The organism is Umezawaea sp. Da 62-37 (assembly GCF_032460545.1).
Taxonomy (GTDB): domain Bacteria; phylum Actinomycetota; class Actinomycetes; order Mycobacteriales; family Pseudonocardiaceae; genus Umezawaea.
Window position 1 is genome coordinate 828,554 of record NZ_CP135965.1, and the last position, 22,480, is coordinate 851,033.

16 protein-coding genes are annotated in these 22,480 nt (G+C 70.4%); 11 read left to right on the forward strand and 5 right to left on the reverse strand.

The window, feature by feature from the left end:
* The first annotated feature begins 48 nt into the window (after nucleotides 1-48).
* Both RM788_RS03515 and RM788_RS03520 read left to right on the forward strand, forming a co-directional pair.
* Nucleotides 49-2,898 carry a glycosyl hydrolase family 95 catalytic domain-containing protein gene (locus RM788_RS03515; protein WP_315930028.1) on the forward strand — a complete coding sequence of 950 codons (2,850 nt, stop codon included), beginning with the start codon at nucleotides 49-51 and terminating at the stop codon, nucleotides 2,896-2,898.
* Between the two features lie 17 nt (nucleotides 2,899-2,915).
* Nucleotides 2,916-4,238 carry a CE1 family esterase gene (locus RM788_RS03520; protein ID WP_315930029.1) on the forward strand — a complete coding sequence of 441 codons (1,323 nt, stop codon included), beginning with the start codon at nucleotides 2,916-2,918 and terminating at the stop codon, nucleotides 4,236-4,238.
* A 143-nt stretch (nucleotides 4,239-4,381) separates the two neighbouring features.
* Here the strand turns inward: RM788_RS03520 and RM788_RS03525 are convergent, their stop codons facing one another.
* Nucleotides 4,382-4,513, reverse strand: coding sequence for a hypothetical protein (locus RM788_RS03525; protein WP_315930030.1), 132 nt, complete (start codon nucleotides 4,511-4,513; stop codon nucleotides 4,382-4,384).
* Nucleotides 4,514-4,666: 153 nt separating this feature from the next.
* Nucleotides 4,667-5,440, reverse strand: coding sequence for a FadR/GntR family transcriptional regulator (locus tag RM788_RS03530; protein WP_315930031.1), 774 nt, complete (start codon nucleotides 5,438-5,440; stop codon nucleotides 4,667-4,669).
* A 150-nt stretch (nucleotides 5,441-5,590) separates the two neighbouring features.
* On the opposite strand from RM788_RS03530, the gene RM788_RS03535 reads away from it, so the two are divergent.
* The 4 genes from RM788_RS03535 (at nucleotide 5,591) to RM788_RS03550 (ending at nucleotide 9,837) form a co-directional block, all read left to right on the forward strand.
* Nucleotides 5,591-6,862 carry an ABC transporter substrate-binding protein gene (locus tag RM788_RS03535; RefSeq protein ID WP_315930032.1) on the forward strand — a complete coding sequence of 424 codons (1,272 nt, stop codon included), beginning with the start codon at nucleotides 5,591-5,593 and terminating at the stop codon, nucleotides 6,860-6,862.
* A gap of 116 nt (nucleotides 6,863-6,978) precedes the next feature.
* Nucleotides 6,979-7,827, forward strand: a complete 849-nt coding sequence (locus RM788_RS03540; protein ID WP_315930033.1) for a carbohydrate ABC transporter permease — start codon at nucleotides 6,979-6,981, stop codon at nucleotides 7,825-7,827.
* A complete protein-coding gene (locus tag RM788_RS03545) occupies nucleotides 7,827-8,654 on the forward strand; it encodes a carbohydrate ABC transporter permease (RefSeq protein WP_315930034.1) in 828 nt (275 codons plus the stop codon). The genes RM788_RS03540 and RM788_RS03545 overlap by 1 nt, the downstream gene beginning before the upstream one ends.
* Before the next feature lies 1 nt (nucleotide 8,655).
* The gene (locus RM788_RS03550; protein ID WP_315930035.1) at nucleotides 8,656-9,837 is read left to right on the forward strand and encodes a mandelate racemase/muconate lactonizing enzyme family protein; all 1,182 of its coding nucleotides are present in this window, start codon (nucleotides 8,656-8,658) and stop codon (nucleotides 9,835-9,837) included.
* Between the two features lie 16 nt (nucleotides 9,838-9,853).
* Here the strand turns inward: RM788_RS03550 and RM788_RS03555 are convergent, their stop codons facing one another.
* Together RM788_RS03555 and RM788_RS03560 are read right to left on the reverse strand one after the other, a co-directional pair.
* A complete protein-coding gene (locus tag RM788_RS03555; protein WP_315930036.1) occupies nucleotides 9,854-12,172 on the reverse strand; it encodes a beta-L-arabinofuranosidase domain-containing protein in 2,319 nt (772 codons plus the stop codon).
* A gap of 64 nt (nucleotides 12,173-12,236) precedes the next feature.
* Nucleotides 12,237-14,648 (reverse strand): ricin-type beta-trefoil lectin domain protein, encoded by a 2,412-nt coding sequence (locus tag RM788_RS03560; protein ID WP_315930037.1) that lies wholly within the window; start codon nucleotides 14,646-14,648, stop codon nucleotides 12,237-12,239.
* Between the two features lie 365 nt (nucleotides 14,649-15,013).
* Here RM788_RS03560 and RM788_RS03565 point away from each other — a divergent pair, with 365 nt between their 5' ends.
* Both RM788_RS03565 and RM788_RS03570 read left to right on the forward strand, forming a co-directional pair.
* Complete coding sequence (locus tag RM788_RS03565) at nucleotides 15,014-16,501, forward strand: arabinofuranosidase catalytic domain-containing protein (protein ID WP_315930038.1); 1,488 nt, start codon at nucleotides 15,014-15,016, stop codon at nucleotides 16,499-16,501.
* A 255-nt stretch (nucleotides 16,502-16,756) separates the two neighbouring features.
* The gene (locus tag RM788_RS03570; RefSeq protein WP_315930039.1) at nucleotides 16,757-18,394 is read left to right on the forward strand and encodes an EAL domain-containing protein; all 1,638 of its coding nucleotides are present in this window, start codon (nucleotides 16,757-16,759) and stop codon (nucleotides 18,392-18,394) included.
* Nucleotides 18,395-18,455: 61 nt separating this feature from the next.
* On the opposite strand, the gene RM788_RS03575 is transcribed toward RM788_RS03570, so the two are convergent.
* The gene (locus RM788_RS03575) at nucleotides 18,456-19,040 is read right to left on the reverse strand and encodes a helix-turn-helix domain-containing protein (protein ID WP_315930040.1); all 585 of its coding nucleotides are present in this window, start codon (nucleotides 19,038-19,040) and stop codon (nucleotides 18,456-18,458) included.
* A 76-nt stretch (nucleotides 19,041-19,116) separates the two neighbouring features.
* Between RM788_RS03575 and RM788_RS03580 the strand changes: the two genes are divergently transcribed.
* The 3 genes from RM788_RS03580 to RM788_RS03590 all read left to right on the forward strand — a co-directional run bounded on the left by RM788_RS03580 (nucleotide 19,117) and on the right by RM788_RS03590 (nucleotide 22,360).
* Nucleotides 19,117-19,716: a DUF998 domain-containing protein gene (locus RM788_RS03580; protein ID WP_315930041.1), complete on the forward strand. Its 600-nt coding sequence runs from the start codon at nucleotides 19,117-19,119 to the stop codon at nucleotides 19,714-19,716.
* A gap of 188 nt (nucleotides 19,717-19,904) precedes the next feature.
* The gene (locus tag RM788_RS03585; RefSeq protein ID WP_315930042.1) at nucleotides 19,905-21,080 is read left to right on the forward strand and encodes an oxygenase MpaB family protein; all 1,176 of its coding nucleotides are present in this window, start codon (nucleotides 19,905-19,907) and stop codon (nucleotides 21,078-21,080) included.
* Between the two features lie 71 nt (nucleotides 21,081-21,151).
* On the forward strand, nucleotides 21,152-22,360 hold the full coding sequence (locus tag RM788_RS03590; RefSeq protein WP_315930043.1) for a serine/threonine-protein kinase: 1,209 nt from the start codon (nucleotides 21,152-21,154) through the stop codon (nucleotides 22,358-22,360).
* Nucleotides 22,361-22,480: the final 120 nt, after the last annotated feature.

Below are 22,480 nucleotides of genomic sequence, written 5' to 3' on the forward strand. Positions count from 1 at the left end.
CCGCCGGCCGTCACCGGTTCACCCGCGACACCGACTTGGAGGACCGACATGGGCGACCTGACCCGCCGTCAGCTCGCGAAACTGGGCGCGGGCGTCGTGCTCACGAGCGCGGGGTGGACGGCGACGGCCCGCGCCGCCTCCGCCGCACCAGTGGAAGTCCGAGCGGCCGGCGACCTCGCGCTCTGGTACGACCGGCCTGCGGGCTCGGACTGGCTGCGCGCGCTGCCGGTGGGCAACGGCAGGCTGGGCGCGATGGTGTTCGGCAACACCGACACCGAACGCCTGCAACTCAACGAGGACACGGTCTGGGCGGGCGGTCCCCACGACTACAGCAACACCAGGGGCGCGGCCGCGCTGAACCAGATCCGGCAGCTGGTCTTCGCCAACCAGTGGACGCAGGCGCAGTCGCTGATCGACCAGGCGATGCTCGGCAGCCCGGCCGGACAGCTGGCCTACCAGCCCGTCGGCGACCTGAAGCTGGCGCTGCCGTCCGCGAGCGCGTCCGACTACCAGCGGTGGCTGGACCTCACGACGGCGACGATGGTCACGACCTACACGGCGAACGGAGTGCGCCACCGGCGTGAGGTCTTCGCGAGCGCGCCGGACCAGGTGATCGTGGTGCGCCTGACCGCGGAGACGGCGGGCTCGATCTCGTTCACCGCCGCGTTCGGCACACCGCAGCGCGCGACGACGTCCAGCCCCGACAGCACGACGATCGCGCTGGAGGGGATCTCGGGCGACCAGCGCGGCATCGCGGGCACGGTCCGGTTCCTCGCGCTGGCCAGGGTCGTGGCGGAGGGCGGCTCCACCTCCGGTTCCGGCGGCACGCTGCGCGTGGCGGGCGCCAACGCCGTGACGCTGCTGATCTCCATCGGCACCAGCTACGTCGACTACCGCACGGTCAACGGCGACCACCAGGGCATCGCCCGCGGCCGGTTGGCCGCCGCGCAGGCCTTCTCCGCCGACGCCCTGCGGGCTCGCCACGTGGCCGACTACCAGGCGTTGTTCGGGCGCGTCGCCCTCGACGTCGGGCGCACGTCGGCGGCCGACCAGCCGACCGACGTCCGGATCTCCCGGCACGCGAGCACCTCCGACCCCCAGTTCTCCGCGCTGCTGTTCCAGTACGGCCGGTACCTGCTGATCTCCTCGTCCCGCGCGGGCACGCAGCCCGCGAACCTCCAGGGCATCTGGAACGACCAGATGGCCCCGTCGTGGGACTCGAAGTACACCCTGAACGCCAACCTGCCGATGAACTACTGGCCGGCGGACACCACCAACCTGGCCGAGTGCTTCCAGCCGGTGTTCCGCATGGTCGACGACCTCGCGGTCACCGGAGCCCGCACCGCGCAGGTGCAGTACAACGCCCGCGGCTGGGTGACCCACCACAACACCGACGCCTGGCGGGGGTCCTCGGTCGTCGACTTCGCCGCGGCGGGGATGTGGCAGACCGGCGGGGCCTGGCTGTCGACGATGATCTGGGACCACTACCGGTTCACCGGCGACGCCGAGTTCCTGCGCAAGTACTACCCGGCGCTCAAGGGGTCGGCGCAGTTCTTCCTCGACACGCTGGTCACCGAACCCTCCCTCGGCCACCTGGTGACGAACCCGTCGAACTCGCCGGAGCTCAACCACCACAGCGGCGCCAGCGTGTGCGCCGGGCCGACGATGGACATGCAGATCCTCCGCGACCTGTTCGACGGCTGCGCGAACGCGTCCGAGGTGCTGGGCGTGGACACCGACTTCCGCGCGCAGGTGCGGGCGGCCCGGCAGCGGCTGGCCCCGATGAAGGTCGGCTCGCGCGGCAACGTCCAGGAGTGGCTGTACGACTGGGTCGAGACCGAGCCGAACCACCGGCACGTCTCGCACCTGTACGGCCTGCACCCGAGCAACCAGATCACCAAGCGCGGCACCCCGCAACTGCACACCGCGGCCCGCCGGACCCTGGAGCTGCGCGGCGACGCGGGCACCGGGTGGTCGCTCGCCTGGAAGATCAACTACTGGGCGCGGTTGGAGGAGGGCGGCAGGGCGCACGACCTCCTGCGCTCCCTCGTGACGACCGACCGCCTCGCGCCCAACATGTTCGACCTGCACCCGCCGTTCCAGATCGACGGCAACTTCGGCGCGACTTCCGGGATCGCCGAAATGCTGCTGCACAGCCACAACGGCGAGCTGCACGTGCTGCCCGCGCTGCCACCGGCCTGGGGCGCGGGCAGCGTGACGGGCCTGCGCGGGCGCGGTGGGCACACCGTCGGGGCCGTGTGGAGCGGCGGCGCGGCCACCACCCTGTCCGTCACACCCGACCACGACGGCTCCGTGCGGGTCAGGAGCCGGATGTTCACCGGGACCCACGAGGTGCGCGACACGACGACCGGCGCGGTGGTCCAGCCCACCAAGCCGGAGTCCGACGTCGTCGAGTTCGGTGTCCAAGGTGGACACACCTACCGCGCCACAGGCCAGGGCTCGGGATCGGTGGTGCAGCCGGGGGTGTACTACCGGCTCGTCGCGCGGCACAGCGGCAAGCTCGCCGACATCAGCGGCGTGTCCACCGCGGCGGGAGCGCTGCTCCAGCAGTGGCCGCAGACCGGCGGGCTCAACCAGCAGTTCGACTTCGTCGACGCGGGCGACGGCCACCACCGGATCAGGGCCCGGCACAGCGGACTGGTGCTCCAGGCCGCGAGTGCGAGCACCGGCGCGGACATCACCCAGCAGCCGAGCGCCGACACCACGGGCCAGCACTGGCGCGTGGTCGACCAGGGCGGTGGCGTCGTCAGCCTGGTCAACCGCCTCAGCGGCCTCGCGCTGGACGTGTGGAGCGCGTCGACGGCCGACGGCACCCGGTTCTCCCTGTGGACGGTGACCGGGGCCGACAACCAGCGCTTCCAACTCCAAGCAGTCTGAAGACCGAAGGGACAACGATGTTCCAACACCACACCGCCCGGCGCAGGTCCCTGCTCGCGCTGGCCGCCGCCACGACCGCTCTCCTGCTGGGTGCGGCGGGCATCGCGTTCGGCGGCCCGGCCGCGCCCGCCTCCCAGGGCGTGGGCACGGCCGCCGCCACCGCCGGGTGCGGCAAGGCGCCCACGCTGGCGAGCGGCCAGCACACCATCAGCAGCGGCGGCCAGAACCGCTCGTACATCCTGCGGCTGCCGCCCAACTACGACAGCAGCCGCCAGTACCGGCTGTTCGTGGGTTTCCACTGGCGGGGCGGCACCGCCAACGACGTCGACTCCGGTGGGACCGACGGCTACAACTGGTCCTACTACGGGCTGCGCAAGCTCGCCGACGGCGCGAACAACGGCACGATCTTCGTGGCCCCGCAGGGCAACGACAACGGCTGGGCCAACCCCGGCGGCAAGGACCTGACCTTCGTCGACGACCTGCTCAAGCAACTGGAAGCGGGGCTGTGCGTCGACACGACGCAGCGCTTCGCGGGTGGGTTCAGCTACGGCGGTGGCATGTCCTACGAGATCGCCTGCGCCCGCGCCACCGTGTTCCGCGCGGTGATCGCCTACTCCGGGGCCCAGCTCAGCGGGTGCGACGGCGGCAGCCAGCCCATCGCCTACATGGGCGTGCACGGCGTCAGCGACAACGTGCTCAACATCTCCCAGGGTCGCGGACTGCGGGACAGGTTCGTGCGCAACAACGGCTGCACGGCCCAGAACGCCCCCGAACCGGCCGCGGGCAGCCGCACGCACATCATCACCACCTACAGCGGCTGCCGTGCGGGCTACCCGGTGGTGTGGGCGGCGTTCGACGGCGGGCACACCCCCGGCCCGATCGACTCCGGCGGTGACGGCTGGCGCACCTGGACCTCGGGTGAGGTGTGGAAGTTCATCACCCAGTTGGGCAGCGACGGCGGTCCCACGACCACTACGACGACGACCACCACCACGACCACGACGCCGCAGCAGCCCGGTGACCAGACGTGCCGGGTGGGCGACGTGATCAGCGCGTGGAACACCGGCCTGACGTCGAACATCACCATCACGAACACCGGCACCGCACCGATCAGCGGCTGGTCGCTGGTGTTCACCCTGCCCGGCGGGCAGACCATCACCTCCAGCTGGAACGGCACCTTCTCCCCCTCGTCGGGGCAGGTGACGGCGAGGAACGCGGCCTACAACGCCGACATCGCGCCGAACGCGTCGGTCACCGTCGGCTTCCAGGCCAACCACACCGGCAACGCCGCTGCCCCGACCTCGTTCGCCCTCAACGGGCAGGCGTGCGGCACAGCCTGATCAAGGCGGACAACGGGCCCCGACCGGACCTCGCACGCACCGCGCACGCGGCAGGCGTGCCGGTGCGGACCCGCCGCTTCCCGAGCCGACCGGTGGAGGTGGCCGTGACTTCTCGCGGCCGCCTCCACCGCGCGCGGCGTCCCTCACCGTTCCCGCGACTCGAACGACTCCGGCACCACGTTGACGCGGGGCCGGAGGTCGTCCACCGTCCACCGCGGCCCGACCTCGGTCACGGGACCGGACGCCTTCGCGACCGCGTCGCGCACCGCGCTCACGTCCGCCCACCCTGCCGCCGGGTCCCGCCGCCGACGCTCGGTCGCGGTGTAAACGGATCGTCCACTCGCGACAGTCGAATTCCGCTCCTCACCCAAGTCGTGTCGACGTTGTCCGGGCCGTCCGCCGGGTGGAGCCAGGAGACCTGCGAACGCTCAGCGCTCCAGACGACTCGGATCCCCGGCTCCACTGCGGCGAACGAGCCAGGCCTCGGTGATGTGGGCGGACATGGCCTCGGCGGCTCCACTCGGGTCGTGGGCGGCGATCCGTTCGCAGATCCGGCGGTGCCCCCGGTTGGAGGCCGCGCACAGGCCGGGGTCGGTCCTGCCCGTGTAGCGGGCCGTGTTGCCGACCTGGCTCTCCAGCGCGCGCACCACTCCCCTGGCGATGCGGTTGCCGGACGTCCGCATGATCCGGTCGTGGAAGGCCTGGTCCTGCTCGCGGTAGGCGAGCGGGTCGTCCACCAGCCGGTCCATCAGGTCGACGAGTTCGCGCAGCGCGTCGACGGTGTCCTGGTCGGCGACGCGGGCGGCGACCAGGGCCATGTCCGACTCCAGCAGCCTGCGGGTGACCACCAGGTCGTCCAGGACGCCCAGGGTCCCGTCCTCGGCGACCACGGCCGCGAGCACGACCTCGTCGAGCGTGTTCCACGTCGCCTGCGGGGTGACCAGCGTGCCCGCGCCCTGGCGCACCTGGACCATCCCCTTCTCCTGCAACACCTTCATCGCTTCGCGGATGACCGTCCTGCTCACCGAGAAGGCTTCGCACAACGCGGGCTCCGGCGGCAGGGACGTCCCCTGGGGGTGGTCGCCGCGCACGATGCGCGCCACGAGTTCGGCGGTGACCGCCGTGGCCAGGTTCGCGGGCCGTCGCACCCAGTTCGGGGTGACGGGCGCGCCCGCGACCGGTTCGGGGCCTGGTGCCGTCATCGTTCCTCCGGTTTGCCCGAGCCGGTGCGCTCGGACCTGCCGACGAGTGTAGCCGCAGGAGTGGTTGACGTCATACGTCATACGACTTATGTTCACCGCACCTCGTCGGGCCGTCCACCGCCCGACCACCCTCTCGGAAGTGAGCCGGCAATGAAGCAGCGCGCACTGTGGTCCGCTGTCCTGGTCGCGGCGGTGATGGCGGTCGCGGGCTGCGGGAGTGCCGCCGGGCCGGGTTCCCCGGCGGGCGGGTCGAGCGACAAGCTCGTGGTCTGGGACTGGAAGTCCGGTGACGCGAAGGTGAAGGGCTACGTGGAGAAGGCCAAGGCCGACTTCGCCAGGAACCACCCCGGCGTCGAAGTGGAGTTCGTGGCCCAGCCGTTCGACCAGTACTACACGCTGCTCGGGACGGCGATCCAGTCGGGCAAGGGGCCCGACGTCATCCTCTTCAACGGCGGCGGTCAGATCCGCGACCGCGCCGACGCCCTCGCCCCGCTCGACTCCTACGTGGCCGAGGACAGGCAGCGGCTGGCGGGCTGGGACGCGTTCACCAAGGACGGGAAGACCTACGCGGCACCGGTGACCCTGCAAGGACACCCCTTCTACTACAACAAGGACCTCTACCAGCAGGCGGGCCTGAACCCGGACGCACCGGCCAGGACGTGGGCCGACTTCGTCGAGGACTGCGGAGCCATCGCCGAGAAGACCGGCGCGAAGTGCCTGGCGCTGGGCAACAAGGAGGGCTACGGCATCCAGTTCTTCCTGTCCGCCATGGGATCGACGACCCTGACCGCGCAGGAGTACGACGACTGGATCGCGGGCAAGCGGAACTGGACCTCACCGGACGTGAAGCGCGTCTTCGAACTCTGGAAGGAGGCGAACGACGCCGGTCTGAACAACGACGGCGTCAACTCGACCGCGATGTTCAACGACGAGTTCGCGCTCTTCCAGTCGGCCAAGGCCGCCAACGTCATCGGCCTGATGTCCGACGTCGGGCACTGGAAGGACTTCGCCGAGTTCATCGCCCCGGACAGGATCGGCGTCATGGCGGCGCCCGTGGTCAACCCCGCGGCGACGCCGAGCCTGCCCTTCGACGGCGGCATCGGCTACGGGGTCGCGAAGTGGACCAAGGACCCGAAGCTGGCCGCGGACCTGGTGCGCTCGCTGACCTCGACCGACGCCCTGAAGGCGTTCTACGCCGACGGCGGGGCGATCACCTCCGACACGTCGATCGACGTGTCCGCGGGCGGCCCGTCCGTCAAGACGATCGTCTCCGAGGTCAAGGCGGGCAAGCCCGCCCTGCACGTCGCCCTGTCCTCGAAGACCCTGGACCTGATGGGCAGGCTGTCCCAGCAGCTGATCAGCGGGTCGACCACCGTGGACGAGGTGGTGCAGCAGCTGGCCGCCTCCGACACGACGGGCTGATCGACGTGGCCTCCACCGACCTGGTCGGGAGCACCACGGGTGTACCGCCGGCGCCCCCTCGACGCCCGGCCACGGCACCGCGGCGGCGCAACCGCGTCGGCTCGCGGGCCGAGCGCATGGCGCCCCTGGTCCTGCTGGCGCCCGCCGTCCTGGTCATCGTCGTGCTGCGGTTGTGGCCACTGCTGCTGGGGATCAACTTCTCCTTCACCGGCGACGGCGCCCGCAACGGCCTGGCGGTCGGCTTCGACAACTACCTGACCCTGTTCGGCGATCCGCTGTTCCGCACCGCGCTGCGCAACGTCGGCCTGCTCGTGCTGCTGCTGCCCGTGGCCGTGGCCATCCCCGGCCTGCTCGCCACGTTCATCCACCTGAAGGTCCCCGGACACCGCTTCTACCGCGGCGTCTACTTCTTCCCCGCCGTGCTCTCCCCCGTGATCGTCGGGGCGATCTTCACCCTGCTGCTCTCCTACGACGGCCCGCTCAACACGCTGCTGGGCGGGGTGGGCATCGGGCCGGTGGACTGGCTCGGCGACCCGGACGTGGCGATCTTCGCGGTCGTCGGCGTGCACGTCTGGGCGACCTTCGGCATGGCGCTGGTCGTCTTCCTCGCCGGGTTCGCCACCCTGGACTCGTCTTTGCTCGACGCGGCCAAGGTGGACGGCGCGTCCCTGCCCCAGACCATCCGGCACGTCATCGTCCCCGGCCTGTCCCGCACGATCCAGTTCGTCTTCGTCACCACCATGATCGGCATGCTCACCTCGATGTTCGGCCTGCTGTACGTGATGACCAGCGGCGGCCCCGAGGGCTCGACGTACCTGCCCGAGTACTACATCTGGACCCGGCTGGGGCAGATGAACCAACCCGCGCTCGCCTCGGCGGCGTCGACCGCGCTGTTCCTGATCATGCTCGTGGTGGGGCTGGCCCAGATCGGGATCCTCCGACGCGCCGCGGGCAAGGAGGACTGATGCCGGGCACCCGGTCGACCCGATGGGTCGTCGCGGTACCGATGGCCGCGCTCGCGCTGGCCACGGTGTACCCGCTGGTGTTCACCACCAACGTCGCGATGAAGACCCGCCGCGACTACACCCTGGACCGGTTCTCCCCCGCGGATTCGCTGCGCTGGGACAACATCGTCAAGGCCTGGACGAGCGTGGGGATGTCCCGGTACTTCCTGAACTCGGTCGTCGTCGTGGCGTGCTCGGTGGCGCTGCTGCTCCTGCTCGGGTCGATGGCGGGCTTCGCGCTCGGCAGGCTGCGGTTCCGCGGCTCGTCCGCCCTCCTCCTGGGCATCCTCGCCGCGCTGTTCGTCCCCTTCCAGGTGATCATGGTCCCGCTGGCGCGGATCATGACCGACACCGGTCTCGTCGACACCTACCCCGGACTGGTGCTCGCGTACGTGGCGCAGTTCCTGCCGTTCACGATCTTCCTGCTGGCGAGCTACTACTCCACCGTGCCACCGGAGATCATCGACGCCGCGCGCATCGACGGGAACACCGTGTACGGCGTCTACTGGCGGATCATGCTCCCGATCGGCGCACCGGCGCTGCTGTCGGTCGGCGTGCTCAACGCCCTCTTCTGCTGGAACGACGTGCTGATCTCCCTGCTGCTGATGCCGTCCGCGCAGCACCGCACGCTCATGGTCGGGGTCACGTCGTTGCGCGGGCAGTACTCCGACGACATCCCCGCGTTCGCCTCGGGTGTGCTGATCGCCGCGATCCCCGTCCTGGTCGTCTACCTGTTCCTGCAACGCCAGATCGCCGACGGCGTCACCGCCGGGTCCACGAAGGGCTGACATGCGCATCACCGGGTACCGGATCCTCACCACGGTCCAGGACTGGGGTCGGCCGATCGGCGACGCCAACGGCGTCTACGCCGACGGCCTCGTCCGGGTGCCGATCGTCGTCGTCGAGACCGACGCGGGACTCACCGGCGTCGGCCTCGGGTCGCACGTGGAGATCGAGGCCGTCTTCGCCGCCATCGAGGGCGAAGACCCGCGCTGCGTGACCGCCCTCTACGACAGGATGCTGCGCCGGACGTTCAAGGCCGGCCACGCGGGCCCGGTGTTCGGCACCATCGGCGCTCTCGACACCGCGTTGTGGGACATCAAGGCCCAGGCCGCGGGGGAACCGCTGTGGCGGCTGCTCGGCGGACGCGACCGCCGGGTGCCCGCCTACGCCTCGGGTCTGGACATCGGACTGGACGACGACGAGCTCGTCGCGGTCTACCAGGCCTACGCCGACCGCGGCCTGCGGGCGGCCAAGGTCAAGGGCGGCCTCGACGTCGCCCGCGACCGGCACCGCCTCACCCTGGTCCGCGACGTCCTCACCGAGGCGGGCCGCGGGGCACGGCCGAGCCTGATGCTCGACGTCAACGAGACCTGGACGCGCAAGCAGGCGGTCCGCCACGTCGCCGAGATCGAGCGGACGCTCGACCTGACCTGGATCGAGGAACCGGTCCGGCGCTGGGACGTGGAGGGCCACGCGGCCGTCGGCCGCGGCGTGCGCGCCTCGGTCGCCACCGGCGAGAACCTCACCGGCCTCGAACAGCACCGCCCGCTCATCGCGGCCGGAGCGGTCGACATCGTCCAGACCGCCGCGGTCTGGGGCATCACCCACTTCCTCCGCGTCGCCACCCTCGCGCACGCCCACGACCTGCCCGTCAGCCCCATCGGCACCACGCCGATCGGCCTGCTGCACGCCGCCACGTCGGTGCCCAACCACCTGGTCAGCGAACTCCAGGACCTCGAACCCGCGCTCGGCGTCTCGGTCGACCACCACGTCGAGGACGGCGCGTTCGTCCTCGGCGACAGGCCGGGCCTCGGCGTGCGCCTCGACGAGGAGGTGATCGCCGCGTCGAGCCACCTGCTCCCCCACCTGATGTCCGGCGGCGCCCACATCCGGCCCGAACGGGCGGGGCACCGCCTGCACCCGGTCGAGGTCGGCGGGGAAGCCGTGGGCGCCGTCCTCAACGCGTGACCCCGACCCGACGCCCTCACCCGTTGCGCACCAGCCTCCAGCGGTTGTCGGCCGAACCGTTGTCGGAGTCCTGGACCGCCTGTGCGCCCTGGGCGGTCGAGCCGCCCTGGATGCCGAGCAGCTTGCCGCTGTTGACGTTGCGGATCCGGTGGGTGCCGTCGCCGTTGTCGACCAGCGTCCACTTGTGGTCGGCGGTGCCGCTGTCGGACCACTGGAGGACACGGGCGTTGTCGGCGGTCGACATGTTCTCGACGCCGAGGACCTTGCCGCTGTTGACGTTGCGGATGCGCACGTCGCCGCCGTCGGTGATCAGTTCCCAGTTGTGGTCGGCGGTTCCGGTGTCGCCCCACTGGAGGGCCAGGCCGCCGTCTGCGGTCGACATGTCCTTGATGCCCAGCACGAGCCCGCTGGCCGCGTTGACCAGGCGGTGGCTGCTGCCGCCGCCGCTGCCGGTGTTCCAGTAGACGGTGTAGTTGTAGCCGTGGGCGTCGTGGAACGGGCCGAGGTTGACCGTCGCGCCGTTGGCCTTCGCCGTGAACGCGAGCGCGGAGGTGCTGGTGCGGGTGATCGAGGCGACGTCGAGCGACGGCAGTGCGGACAGCGCGGTGCTGCCGTAGTTGCCCGCCAGGACGGCGGGCCCGTAGGTGATGGCGACGACGGAGGAGTTGTCGTTGGCGGGCACCGCGACCACCCGCATGGGCAGCCGGAGGGTGACGGTGTCGCCGGAGGTCCACGAGCGGGTGAGCGAGGCGTACGTGCCCGGTGTGGCGGTGACGCTCTGGGCGGTGCCGTTGACGGCGATCGTCGCGCCGGTGGTCCAGGCGGGGATGCGGAAGCGCATCGTCCAGGAGCCGCTCGCGCTGCCCGTCACGGTCAGGGTGGTGGTGTCGCTCGCGGGGTAGGAGGTTGCCTGGGTGACCGTGATCCCGCGCTCCGACCAGGTCAGCACCGACGGTGTGTAGAGGTTGACGGTCAGCGTGGTGCCGTCGCGGAAGTAGATCGAGTCGGCGAGCTTGGTGTTGGTCTCGATGCCCGTGCCCTGGCAGCACCAGAACGTGCCGTAGTCGGTGCTCCAGTTGCCACCGCCCCACGCCGGGCCGGTGTTGCCGCGGCGGTGGCCGGGGTTGAGGCCGGTGAAGTAGCAGATGTGGCCGTGGGAGTCGGCGGGGTTCTGCTGGCCGATCAGGTGGTTGAGCAGGGCGCGCTCGTAGTAGTCGAAGTAGGCGGCGCGGTTCGGGTCGAGCAGCCACAGCTCACGGGTCAGCTTGAGCATGTTGTAGGTGTTGCACGCCTCGGCGGTGTCGGTGTTGAGGTAGGAGGCGATGGCGTTGGGGGCGCGGAAGTGCTCGGCCTGGCTGTTGCCGCCGATCACGTACGTGTGCGCGGCCACGGTGGTGTTCCACGCGTTGGAGGCGATGTCGCGGTAGCGGGTGGTGCCGGTCGCCTTGTACTCGCGGGCCGCCCCGATCCACTTGGGCACCTGGGTGTTGGCGTGCAGCCCGTTGAGCCGGTCCTGGTTGGCGGCCAGGGGGTCGAACACGGCCGCGTGGTCGAACCGCTGCGCCGCGGTCAGCCACCGGCTGTCCCCGGTCTGCTGGTACAGGTCGGTCAGCACGGCGTTCATCCCGCCGAACTCCGTGCCCAGGATGCTCTGCATCTTGCTGTAGGTCAGCCTTCCGGTGCGCCAGTCCACCCATCCGGCGAACCGCAGCAGCACGTCGCGCGCCTGGGTGCTGCCCAGGTACCGCCACACGTCCAGCAGGCCCGCCAGGGTCTTGTGCAGCGCGTAGTACGACACCGACTTCGGCGAGCCCGCCTCCATCGCGTCGAAGTCCGACTCCGGGAACCCGGACAGGTAACCGGTGTTGAACCCGGCCGCGGCGTTGTTCGCCTGGCACTTGGCCAGTTCCGCGACCATGGAGTTCGCCCGGTCGCGGCACGTCGTGTCGCCCAGCACCGCCCACGCCTGCGCCCACGCGGTGAGGAAGTGGCCCTGGCTGTGGGTGCGGAACGGGAAGTTCGGCGCCTCCCAACCGCCGAGCGCCGCCGCGCCGTTGGTGGACAGGCGGTGGTTGGCGCGGAAGTTGTAGAGCAACCGGTCGACGTCGACGAACCGCAGGTAGGACAGCGCGCGGTTCTGGTTGTCCAGCCAACGGCCGGTGCTCAGCCGGACCTGGCCGAGGTCGAACGGCTGGGCCAGCGCGCCGATGTCCGTGCGCACCGGGGCGACCACCGCGGCCTCGGCGGTGCCGCGGAACAGGCCCGGCGCGGCGCTCGCGACGGCCGCGACTCCCGCGGCCTGCAACAACCTGCGGCGGTTCAGGGACGAGGACATGACGCTCCTAGGGTCGATTGCGGACGACGCGTGACACCTGTTCGCGGGCGGAGGCTCCGCCCGGTCAACTCCGGCTCCACCGCTGGGCACTCCCCCCGTTGCAGGTGGCGAGGACCGCTTGCGCGCCGTTCGCGGTCGAACCGGCGTTCGTGGCGAGGCAGAGGCCGGACTGCACGCCGGTGACGGTGCCGTCGGTGTTGAGGTTCCACTGCTGGTTGGTCCCGCCGGTGCAGTCCCAGATGATCACCCTGGTGCCGGGTGCGCCGCTCGCGCCCTCCGCGTCGAGGCACTTGGAGTCGTACACCCGCAACTGCTTGGAGGACCCGGAGAACCACTGCTGGTTGGCACCGCCGTTGCAGTCCCACAGGGCCGTCTGCGTCCCGTTGGTCTGCGACGCGCCGGGCACGTCCAGGCACCGGCCCGCGGCGGAGTTGCGCAGCGGCGCGGTCGATCCGCCGCCACCGGAACCCGCGACCACGCTGAGGTTGTCGAACTGCGCGGTCTCGCCCTGGCTGGTGCCGATGCCGACCTGACCCGCGGCCAGGGTGGAGTCGGTCACCGTCGTGAGCACGGCGCCGTCCACGCGCGCGGTGATGGTGCTGCCCTCGAAGCCCAGTGCGAGGGTGTGCCAGCGGTTGGTGCCCAGCGCGGACGCCGTGCCGCTGCGCAGGGTGGTGACCTGCCGGTTGGTGTTGTTGCGCAGGATCGACCACGCGCCCGTGTCGCTGATCCGGAAGTAGTACGCGTTCACCGCGCCCTGGTCGGTGGTCTTCTGCCCGCCCACGCGGCCGAGCAGCTCGACGTGCCCGGACTTCTCCAGCATCACGTCGGCGGACGCGGTGTAGTTGCTCCAGCCCACCTCGCCCAGCAGCGCGTACGGGGCCGTCTCGGTCTTCCACGGGATCGCCTTCTGCGGTGAGGCCTGGCGGACGCACGTGCCCGAACGGCCGGCGCCGCAGGTGGCCGTCTCGAAGGCGCCCTCCATGTCCATCAGGTAGGCGGCCTCCTTGCCGGTGGCGTACCGGTCGAAGTCGTCGGCGTAGGGCAGGGCCAGCGAACCCGAGGGTGGGCTGGTGGCCGTTCCCTTGCCCTGGCCCGAAGTCGTCGTGATGCTGTAGAGGAAACCGGGCCGCACGCTCAGGGAGAACCGGCCGCCGGAGGGCGTGATGTCGGTGGCGCGCACGAAGTGGCTCGAGGTGCTGCCGGAGTTCAGGTCGGTCGACCACACGCGCACCGTGCCGGTGGACAGGCCGCCCGCGATCGCGAAGTCCATCGTCTGGGTCGCGGTCGCGTCCATGGTCTCGATGATCGTGCTGTAGTCGGAGTTGTTGGGGGCCTTCAGCGTCACGTAGCTGCCGTTGGCGCGGTTGCCGCCGAGGTAGCCGCTGGAGGAGTCGAGGTACTTCCAGCCGGGAGCGGTGAACTGCGCGGTGTGCGCCAGCGCCCACACGTCCTTGCCGACCGAGTAGTGGCCCGACCACGGCTGGTTGGCCAGCACCAGGCCCACCGTCGGCCAGGGGACGTTCGGCGTGGTCGCGGCGATCAGGTCCCAGTTGAGGTAGGCGGTCATCTTGCCGTCGAGGTAGACCCGGTTGATGCCGCGGGCCAGCGGCTTCGCGCCGTCGTTGTAGTCCTGCGACCCGTTCTCGCTCGACCACAGCACCTTGCCGGAGGAGGAGACGTTGGCCGGGACGGTGCAGGTGGTCTGCGCGCTGAGGTAACCGCACGTGTAGTGGGCGCTGAGCACGTCGACCGCGTTGCGGTAGGCGGTGTTGCTGGAGATCGGGCCCGCGGGCCCCCAGTCGCCGGGCCACGAGTCGCCCGCGATGACCTTGATCGAGCCGTAGCCGTTCGCGTTGAGGGCGTTGCGGACGTCGACCACCCACTGGGCGCTCCACGCCTTCTCGTTCTGCGCGGCCGTCAGGTAGTCGATGGTGAGGTTGTGCTGCCGCGCGCACCCCAGCCAGGTGAGCAGGTAGTCGATCATGTCCTGCGACAGGAAGTTGCCGCCGCCGATCCAACCCGGCGCACCCCAGGGCAGGCCCACCAGCTTGATGCCGGGGTTGCGGGCCCTGGCCTGTTCGGCGATCCACCACTCGTAGCCGCGGTCGCAGTCGAGGTCGCCGCGGAAGTGGGAGTGGCTCGGCTCCGCCCCGCTGGTCGAGTTGGTGTCGCCGCCGATCTCGACCTTGAGGATCTGCAGCGCGGCCCCGTAGGAGGGCTTGAACAGGTAGTCGAGGATCTGACCGCGCTGCGGTTCGGGGTAGTCGATCAGGAGCCTGCTGTTGCCGCCACCGCCGCTGACCGCGCCGACCCCGTCGAACGTGCGGCCTCCCGACGCGCCGTCGAGCGTGATCGAGGTGGCGGCGGCCGTGGGCTGCCCGGTCGATGCCGCGGCACCACCGGGTACCAGGACCATGGCCGCGATCACGACCAGAGCCCGCCACAGCGGGCGCTTTCGCCTTGTGCGGAACATCGTTGTTCCTCCTTCGCCGGTGCCGCGTCGCGGGGCGGGGCAGTTCGGTCCGATGTGGACCGGAAGGGCGTCCGCCGCAGGGGACGACTCCCTAAATCGAGGCGTCACACCGGGCTCATCGTGGCAGCACCATCTCGACCCGGTCAATGACCAGAACAAGATCAATGTTAGCGCTAATTATTTAGCAAACGCCGATCAAGCGGAGAAACTACCTGGGAATACGAGGATATTGCTCTGTTCGGACCACAGGAATCAGCCCAGTCCGGTGTTTAAATTGTGATCGCTAACAACTGTCAGGGTCACCGCTGTCGCAACCTGGTGAACGCTGAACCGAAAGCGCTTTCCGCTCATCCGAGGAGATTGCGATGAAGCTGTCGTCCTTGATCTTGCCGGGCTCTCCCACCCGCCTGAGGCGGGTGGGGGCGGTGGTCGCGTCCACCTTGGCGCTGCTGCTGGTGACGGGGGTGAGCGGACCACCGGCCGCGTCGGCGGCACCGGCTCCGCTGGTCAGCGCCGCGTCGGGACGCTGCCTGCACGTGAAGGGCGACTCCGACGCGGCGGGGACCGCGCTGGAGATCGCGGACTGCACCGGCGGCAGCGGCCAGGCGTTCGAGTTCACCTCGGCGGGAGAACTGCGGACGGCCGGCGGCACGCGCTGCGTGGACGCCCAGAACAGCCAGACCGCGCCGGGAACCCCCGCGGTGATCTGGTCGTGCGACGGGCGCGCGACCCAGCGGTGGCGCCAGAACTCCGACGGCTCAATCACCGGATCGGGCCAGTGCCTCGACGTCAACGGCGCGAGCACGGCCAACGGCACCGCCGTCATCCTGTGGACCTGCCACGGTCGCGACAACCAGCGGTGGACGACCTCCGCTCCCCCGCAGAGCGGCTCGGGCCCGTGCGACATCTACGCCGCGGGCGGCACGCCGTGCGTCGCGGCCCACAGCACGACACGCGCCCTCCTCCGCTCCTACGACGGCAACCTGTACCAGGTCAGGCGCGCGTCGGACAACGCCACCAGGGACGTCGGCCTGCTCACCGCGGGCGGCGTCGTCAACGCCGGCGCGCAGGACTCGTTCTGCTCGGGCACCTCCTGCGTGATCACGGTGGTCTACGACCAGTCCGGTCGGGGCAACGACCTGTGGTACCAGGGATCGAGCGTCGTACCCGGCTCGAACCAGAGCAAGCCCGCGAACGCGACCTCCGAGTCGTTGACGGTCGGCGGTGCCAAGGCGTACTCGCTCTACATCAACCCCGGCAACAGCTACTGGCGCGACGGCCACCTGACCGGAGTCCCCACCGGCAGCGCGCCGGAGGGCATGTACATGGTGACCAGCGGCACGCACGTCAACAGCGGCTGCTGCTTCGACTACGGCAACAGCGAGACGACCAGGAAGGCCGACGCCGCAGGGGCGATGGACGCGATCAACTTCGGCAAGCAGTGCTGGTTCGGCGGCTGCTCGGGCTCCGGCCCCTGGGTGCAGGCCGACCTGGAGTGGGGCCTGTACCCCGGCGGCGGCCAGAGCTGGAACCCGAACCAGAGGGCGTTCACGAACAAGTTCGTCACGGCGGTGCTGAAGAACAACGGCACCTCGCGGTTCGCCCTCAAGGGCAGCGACGCGCAGTCCGGCGGGCTGACCACGCTCTACGACGGCTCGCTGCCGAACGGGTACAGCCCGATGAAGAAGCAGGGCGCGATCATCCTGGGTAGCGGCGGCGACTGCTGCAAGCCCGGCGGTGGCGCGAACCTCAGCGCGGGCACCTTCTACGAGGGGGCGATGGTGTCGGGCTACCCGTCCGACGCCACCGAGAACGCGGTGCAGGCCAACATCACCGCCGCCGGCTACCGCTGACCACCCGACTCCTGGACCGCCGTGGCCGCACACCGCGACACGACGGTCCAGGAGTCCGGTCAGGCCGTCCCGACCGGCCGACGCCGTCCACGAACTGCGCCGTTCGGGTGAAACCGCTTTGCTCGCCGGAAGCAGGCTTCTTCCTGTTGTGCACGAACCGGGAACAGACCCTAGCTTCGGTGCGGTGATCATCGTTCGACCAGAGCCGTACCCGCGCGCGACGACATCCGATTACCCGGCGCACCGGGCCGAGCGATGACCGGCGGCAGCACGACCGACGACATCGCCTTGGCCGGTACCGTCCAGGCGCACTTCGAGCACTCGCCACTGGGTTTCGCCGTCATCGACGACTCCGGCCTCGTGCGGGAGGTGAACGCGGCGCTGTGCGACCTCGTCGGGCGCCCGGCGGACACCCTGACGGGCCTGCACGTGAGCGGGGTGTTCACCACCGACGCCGATCTGGGCGCGGACCGCCTGCACGCCGACGCCCAGCTGATCCACCCGGACGGCGACAGGACAGCGGTGGTGCTCGACGTGGCGCCGTTGGACCCGAGCCTGCGAGCCGTGGTGGTCGTCAACTCCGAGGAGACCTCGGCGCTGCGCGCGGCCCTGATCCGCCAGAGCCTCAACGACCTCGTCACCGGTCTGCCCAACCGAACCCAGCTCCTGCAGTGGCTGGGGCGCTGTCCCGACGTGCTCGGCCTGGTCCACCTCGACGTCGACGGCTTCCACGTGGTCAACGAAGGTCTCGGGCACGACGCGGGCGACCGACTGCTGAAGTCGGTGGCCGCGCGCCTGCTGGAGATCTGCGCTCCGCACGGCCGGGTCGCCCGCACCGGGCACGACGTGTTCACCATCGTGGTCGACAACCCTTCCGACGCCCTGGGGCTGATCGGGATCGTCGAGGACGTGGACGCGTCGCTGGCCGAACCGGTCTACCTCGACGGGGTGGGTGTGGGCGTGACGGTCAGCGCCGGGATCAGCGTCCAGCACACCCGCGGCCGCACCGCCGCCGACCTGCTGCGCACCGCCGAGGTCGCCGCGCGGTGGAGCAGACAGGACGGTCGTGCCCGCTGGACGCTGTACGACCGGCCTCGCGACATCCGTGAACGCAGTCGCTTCACCTTGGCCGCGTCCATCGCAGGCGCACTGGAGAACGGCGAGATCGGCACCCGTTACGCCCCGGTGCACTCGCTGCCGGACCGGCGGGTGGTCGCCTTGGAGGCGTCCGTCCACTGGGACCACCCCGAACACGGGTTGCTGTCGCAGGACGCCGTCCTGGACTTCGCCGAATCCACCGGCAACGCCGTCCGCCTGGGCCGCGTGGTCCTGGCCGACGCCTGCGCGCAGGCGGGTCGGTGGCTGGCGGAGTTCGGCGCCCCGATCCCCCTGGTGGCCGTTCGCCTCACCGCCCACCAGTGCCGCGAACCCGAACTGGTCGCGGTCGTCCGCCGACTCCTCGCCGACGCGGCTTTGCCCGCCGACCGGTTGCGCCTGGTCGTCGAGGGGGACGTGCTGCTGTCCCTGACCCCGGAGCAGGTCGAGGAGTTGGACATCCTGACCGTCGACGGGGTGTCCGTCCTGCACGAGCAGCGAGGAGCGGGCCGCTTCGACGCCTTCGGCGGGACCGGGGTGCCCATCAGCGGCCACCGGGTGGACGGCTCCGTCGTCCGCGGCCTGGACCACACCGCCCAACCGCTCGTCCGTTCCGCCGTGGTCGGCATGCTGTCCTGGGCCGTGCGCAACCTCGACGGCGACCTGTCCGCCCAGGACGTGCGCACCGAGGCCGAGGCGAGCGCACTGACCCGTTTGGGCATCACCGCGGCTCAAGGACCGTACTTCGGCGACCCGCTCACCCCCGACGAGGTGCGGGACCTGCTGCGCGGAACCTGACCTGCCGCACGGGAAATCGTCGGGTCGGGGCTGTCGCGCATGTCGAGTCGCGATGTGTCGACTACGGCGATCGACGTCGTTCGCGCGTGTGGGCCTGGTGGCCGTCCTGGGTGAGGATCGTGAGGATCTCCACCGGTCGTTTGCCGTGGGCGCCGATGGCGTGGGGGATCATCGTGGAGAACTCGGCGGCGTCGCCGGCGCGGACCAGGACGAGGCGGTCGCCGAGGCGGAGTTCCGCGGTGCCGGAGAGCACGGTGAACCAGTCGCGGCCGGGGTGGACGCCCGCCTCCTCCACCGGGGGGACGGGGGTGGTGATGCGCATCTTGGCGACGGTGAGGTCGTTCGGGGTGCGTTCTCGCGCGAGCGTCCAGATCGTCATGCCCCGTTGTTCGTCGCGGTGGGGGCGGATCACGACGTCCTCGTCGTCGGGAGATTCGACGAGGACGTCGATGGTCGTGTCGAGGGCTTTGGCGATCGGGATGAGCTGGTCGAGTGCGATGCGGCGACCGCCGGTCTCGATGCGGCTCAGGTTCGACGGGCTCAGGTAGCTGCGTTCCGCCAGCACGTCCAGTGACCAGCCCCGCGCCAGGCGGAGTGCCCGGATCCGCTGCCTGACCAACTGGTCCACGTCCACTTCTTGCTTCATGGACAAGACTGTATGTCTTCAGCGCAAGGCGGATCCAGGGTCGTGGCATGGCTGCCCCCTCGAAAGAGCGCTCGGCATGACCACGACGCATCCCCGGCCCACGTCCACGACGCGCTGGACCCGCCTCGGCGGCGCCCTGCTGGCACTCGGCACCGTGCAGTTCCTCGTGCTGCACGTCATCGTCCAGAACGCCTGGACCCGACCCCGCTACAGCTGGTGGACCAACTACATCAGCGACCTCGGCGCGGTGCACTGCGCGCCCGTGCTCGGCAACGACGTGTGCTCGCCCCTGCACGCGGGCATGAACACCGCCTTCATCGCGCAGGGTGTGCTCCTGATCGCCGGGGTGGTCCTCACCGCGGATGTTTGGTCCGCCAAGGGAAACCGCCGCGTCTGGCAGGGCATGGTCGGGGTGGCCGGTGCTTCGTGGATCGTCGTGGGCCTCGTCCCCGAGGACGTCGACCTGACCGTCCACTCGATCGGCGCGTTGCCGATCTTCCTCCTGGGCAACGCCGCCCTCGTCGCGGCGGGTGCTTCCGCGTCGACCCGGAACCGCCCGACCGCGCGTGCGACGGCGCTGGTGCTCGGCGTCGTCGGCTTGCTCGGCTTCACCCTGACCGCCTTCGCGGCCGCGAATCCCGTGGCGCTATCGGCATCGGCTTCGCGGAACGCGTGACCGTGTTCCCCTTGCAGGTCTGGGCACTGGTCGTGGGAGTCGACATCCTGGCGCGGCCTCGTACGCCATGACGCGGGCGACTGGGCCGAATGGGTCAGTTCGCCTGGTATCACTCGATCGGGATGTGGCATTCGGAGCAACGACACGTTCAACTGGACCTCGCAGACGAGCGAGAGGGCAGGAGCAACGTGATCGACGCACAAGATTTCGAGGCGCTGAAGTTCCACGGCGATCCCCTGGCGGACGCGGTGGTGGCGGATCTGGTGGAGACCGGCCGCATCGGAGTGGTCAACGAGGTCCTCGCCCACTTCCGCGACAACGACCAACCGATCCCGCGGGACTTACCGGAGTCCGTTCGCTCCTACCTCGTCACCACGGACGCCCCACCCGCCTGGGCGGACCTTGACCGCGTCGCCGCCGCCTACGACTTCTTCGTCGACGACGGTGTGCACGTCGCGTCGGTGCTGTCGTTCGGCGCGATGGTCAACTGCTACGCCCAGCCGCGGGGTTCACGCGTGCTGGCGTTGACCCACCGGCTCAACCAACCGCACCGGAGGCTGTCGGAGACGTCGCAGTTCGTGTTGAACATGATGGGTCGCGACCCGTTCGGCGCCGGCGGCGCGTTCGTGCCGACACTCCAGAAGACGCGGCTGATCCACGCCGCCGTGCGGCACTTCATCACCGAGTCCGGCGAATGGGACTTCGAGGCCGACGGCGTGCCCCTGTGCCAGCAGGACATGGTCGGCGCGCTGCTGATCTTCTCCGTCCAGGTGGTCGAGGGCATGCGGCGCATGGGGATCGCGGTCACCGAGGAGGAAGCCGAGAGCTACTACTACGTGTGGCGGGTGGCAGGCGCGATGCTGGGCATTCCGGCCGAGGCGATGCCGGAGACGTTGGCCGAGGCGCAGCAGGTGAACGCCCGTGTCGTCGAGGCCACCTTCGGCCCGTCCCCGGAGGGGATCGGACTCACCCGCGACCTGCTCGACGTGTACGAGAAGATGGTGCCCGGCAAGGCTTTCGACGGCGTGGTCGCGGCGATGGTCCGCCAGGTGGTCAATCCCGAGGTGGCCGACTGGCTCCAGGTACCCCGCTCCCGCGGTTGGAACCGGACGGTCACCACCGGCGTCCGGCTCATGCGGTTCCTCGAACGCTCCGAGGATCGCAGCAAGCTCGCCACGAGCGTGCTGGACAAGGCGGGCAGCCTCCTGCTCGGCGGAAGCGTGCGCACCCTCACCAACGGTCAACCGACAGCGTTGAACATCCCCGAGGACCTGCGGGAGAAGTGGCTGGCAGCCGGTGTCTGCCCGGCCGCCCACTCAGCCGCGGCCGATCTGGCCTCCCGCGCGCCCGCCGCCCCCGCGTAGGCGCGGCGGTTTGCGGTGGCCTCCGGCGGGGAAGACCGGGCGTGCCCCGTGTTGCGATGAGAGGTCCGGCCGTGCCACAACCCGTGAACGACGAACTGCTCGCCGGACGGTACGAACTAGCGGACATCATCGGAATCGGCGGCGTCGCCACCGTCCACCGCGCCTGGGACACCCGCCTGCACCGCCCCGTCGCGATCAAACTCTTCGCCGCGGGCGACGACCTCGCCAACACCCAGAGGTTCGACAACGAGGTCCGCGTCCTCGCCGGACTCCACCACCCCGGCCTCGTCACCGTCCACGACACCGGCACCACCACCGACGGCAAACCGTTCGTCGTGCTGCGCCTGATCGACGGACCCACACTGCGCCACCACATGACCGACGGCCCACTCCCGGTCGACGAGATCAGGTCGCTGGGAGCCGCGGTCGCCGACGCGCTGTCCCACGTCCACGACCACGGCGTGGTCCACCGCGACGTCAAACCCTCCAACATCCTGCTCGACCACGACGGCACCCCCCACCTCGCCGACTTCGGACTGGCCCACTCGGTCGGCAGCACCCGACTCACCCGCACCGGCCTGATCGTCGGCACCGCCGCCTACCTCGCCCCCGAACAGGTCCGCGGCGCCGACGTCGACTCCCCCACCGACATCTACTCCCTCGGCCTCGTCCTGCTCGAATGCCTCACCGGCCACTGCGAATACACCGGAACCGACATCGAGACCATCGTCTCCCGCCTGCACCGCTCCCCGATCATCCCCGACCACCTACCCACCGACCTCGCCCGCCTGCTGACGCTCATGACCGCCCAGTCACCCCGCGACCGCCCCACCGCCCACCAGTGCGCCGACGCCCTGCGCACCGGCCAGACCACCGCCGTATCCGCGATCCCACCGGCCGCGACACGCAAGAGGGCCCTGATCGCCGCCGCGGGTCTGTTCACAGCGATCGGCATCGCCTGGGCCGTCGCACCGGGCCCCACCACACCGGTGTCCGAACCACCCGACGCCGCGAAACCCGCCCTCGTCCAGGCGAGCACGCCGACCACCTCGACCACGCAGGAGGCCGCGGCGCAGCTCGTCGCGGCCACCAGCACTTCCGCGACGACTGAGCAGCAACCTCCCAACATGGCCGAACCAGCACCCGTGCCGCAGCAGGAGCCCCAGCAGGTTCAAGCCGAGGAACCGCAGCCGAGACCGGGAGTGGAACCAGCGCCGCACGGACCGGGCAAGGACGACAAACCAGTTCCCCCCGGACAGCTCAAGAAGGGCAAGCCCTGAGCGAGCCGCTCAGCCGTGGCGGTGTGCGACGCCCGGTCCTGCTCGCACGAGCCGCCGCAGCGGGAGCCTGGAACCGACGACCCCACCTGCTCGCGGACACGTGACGACGACCGTGTTCCC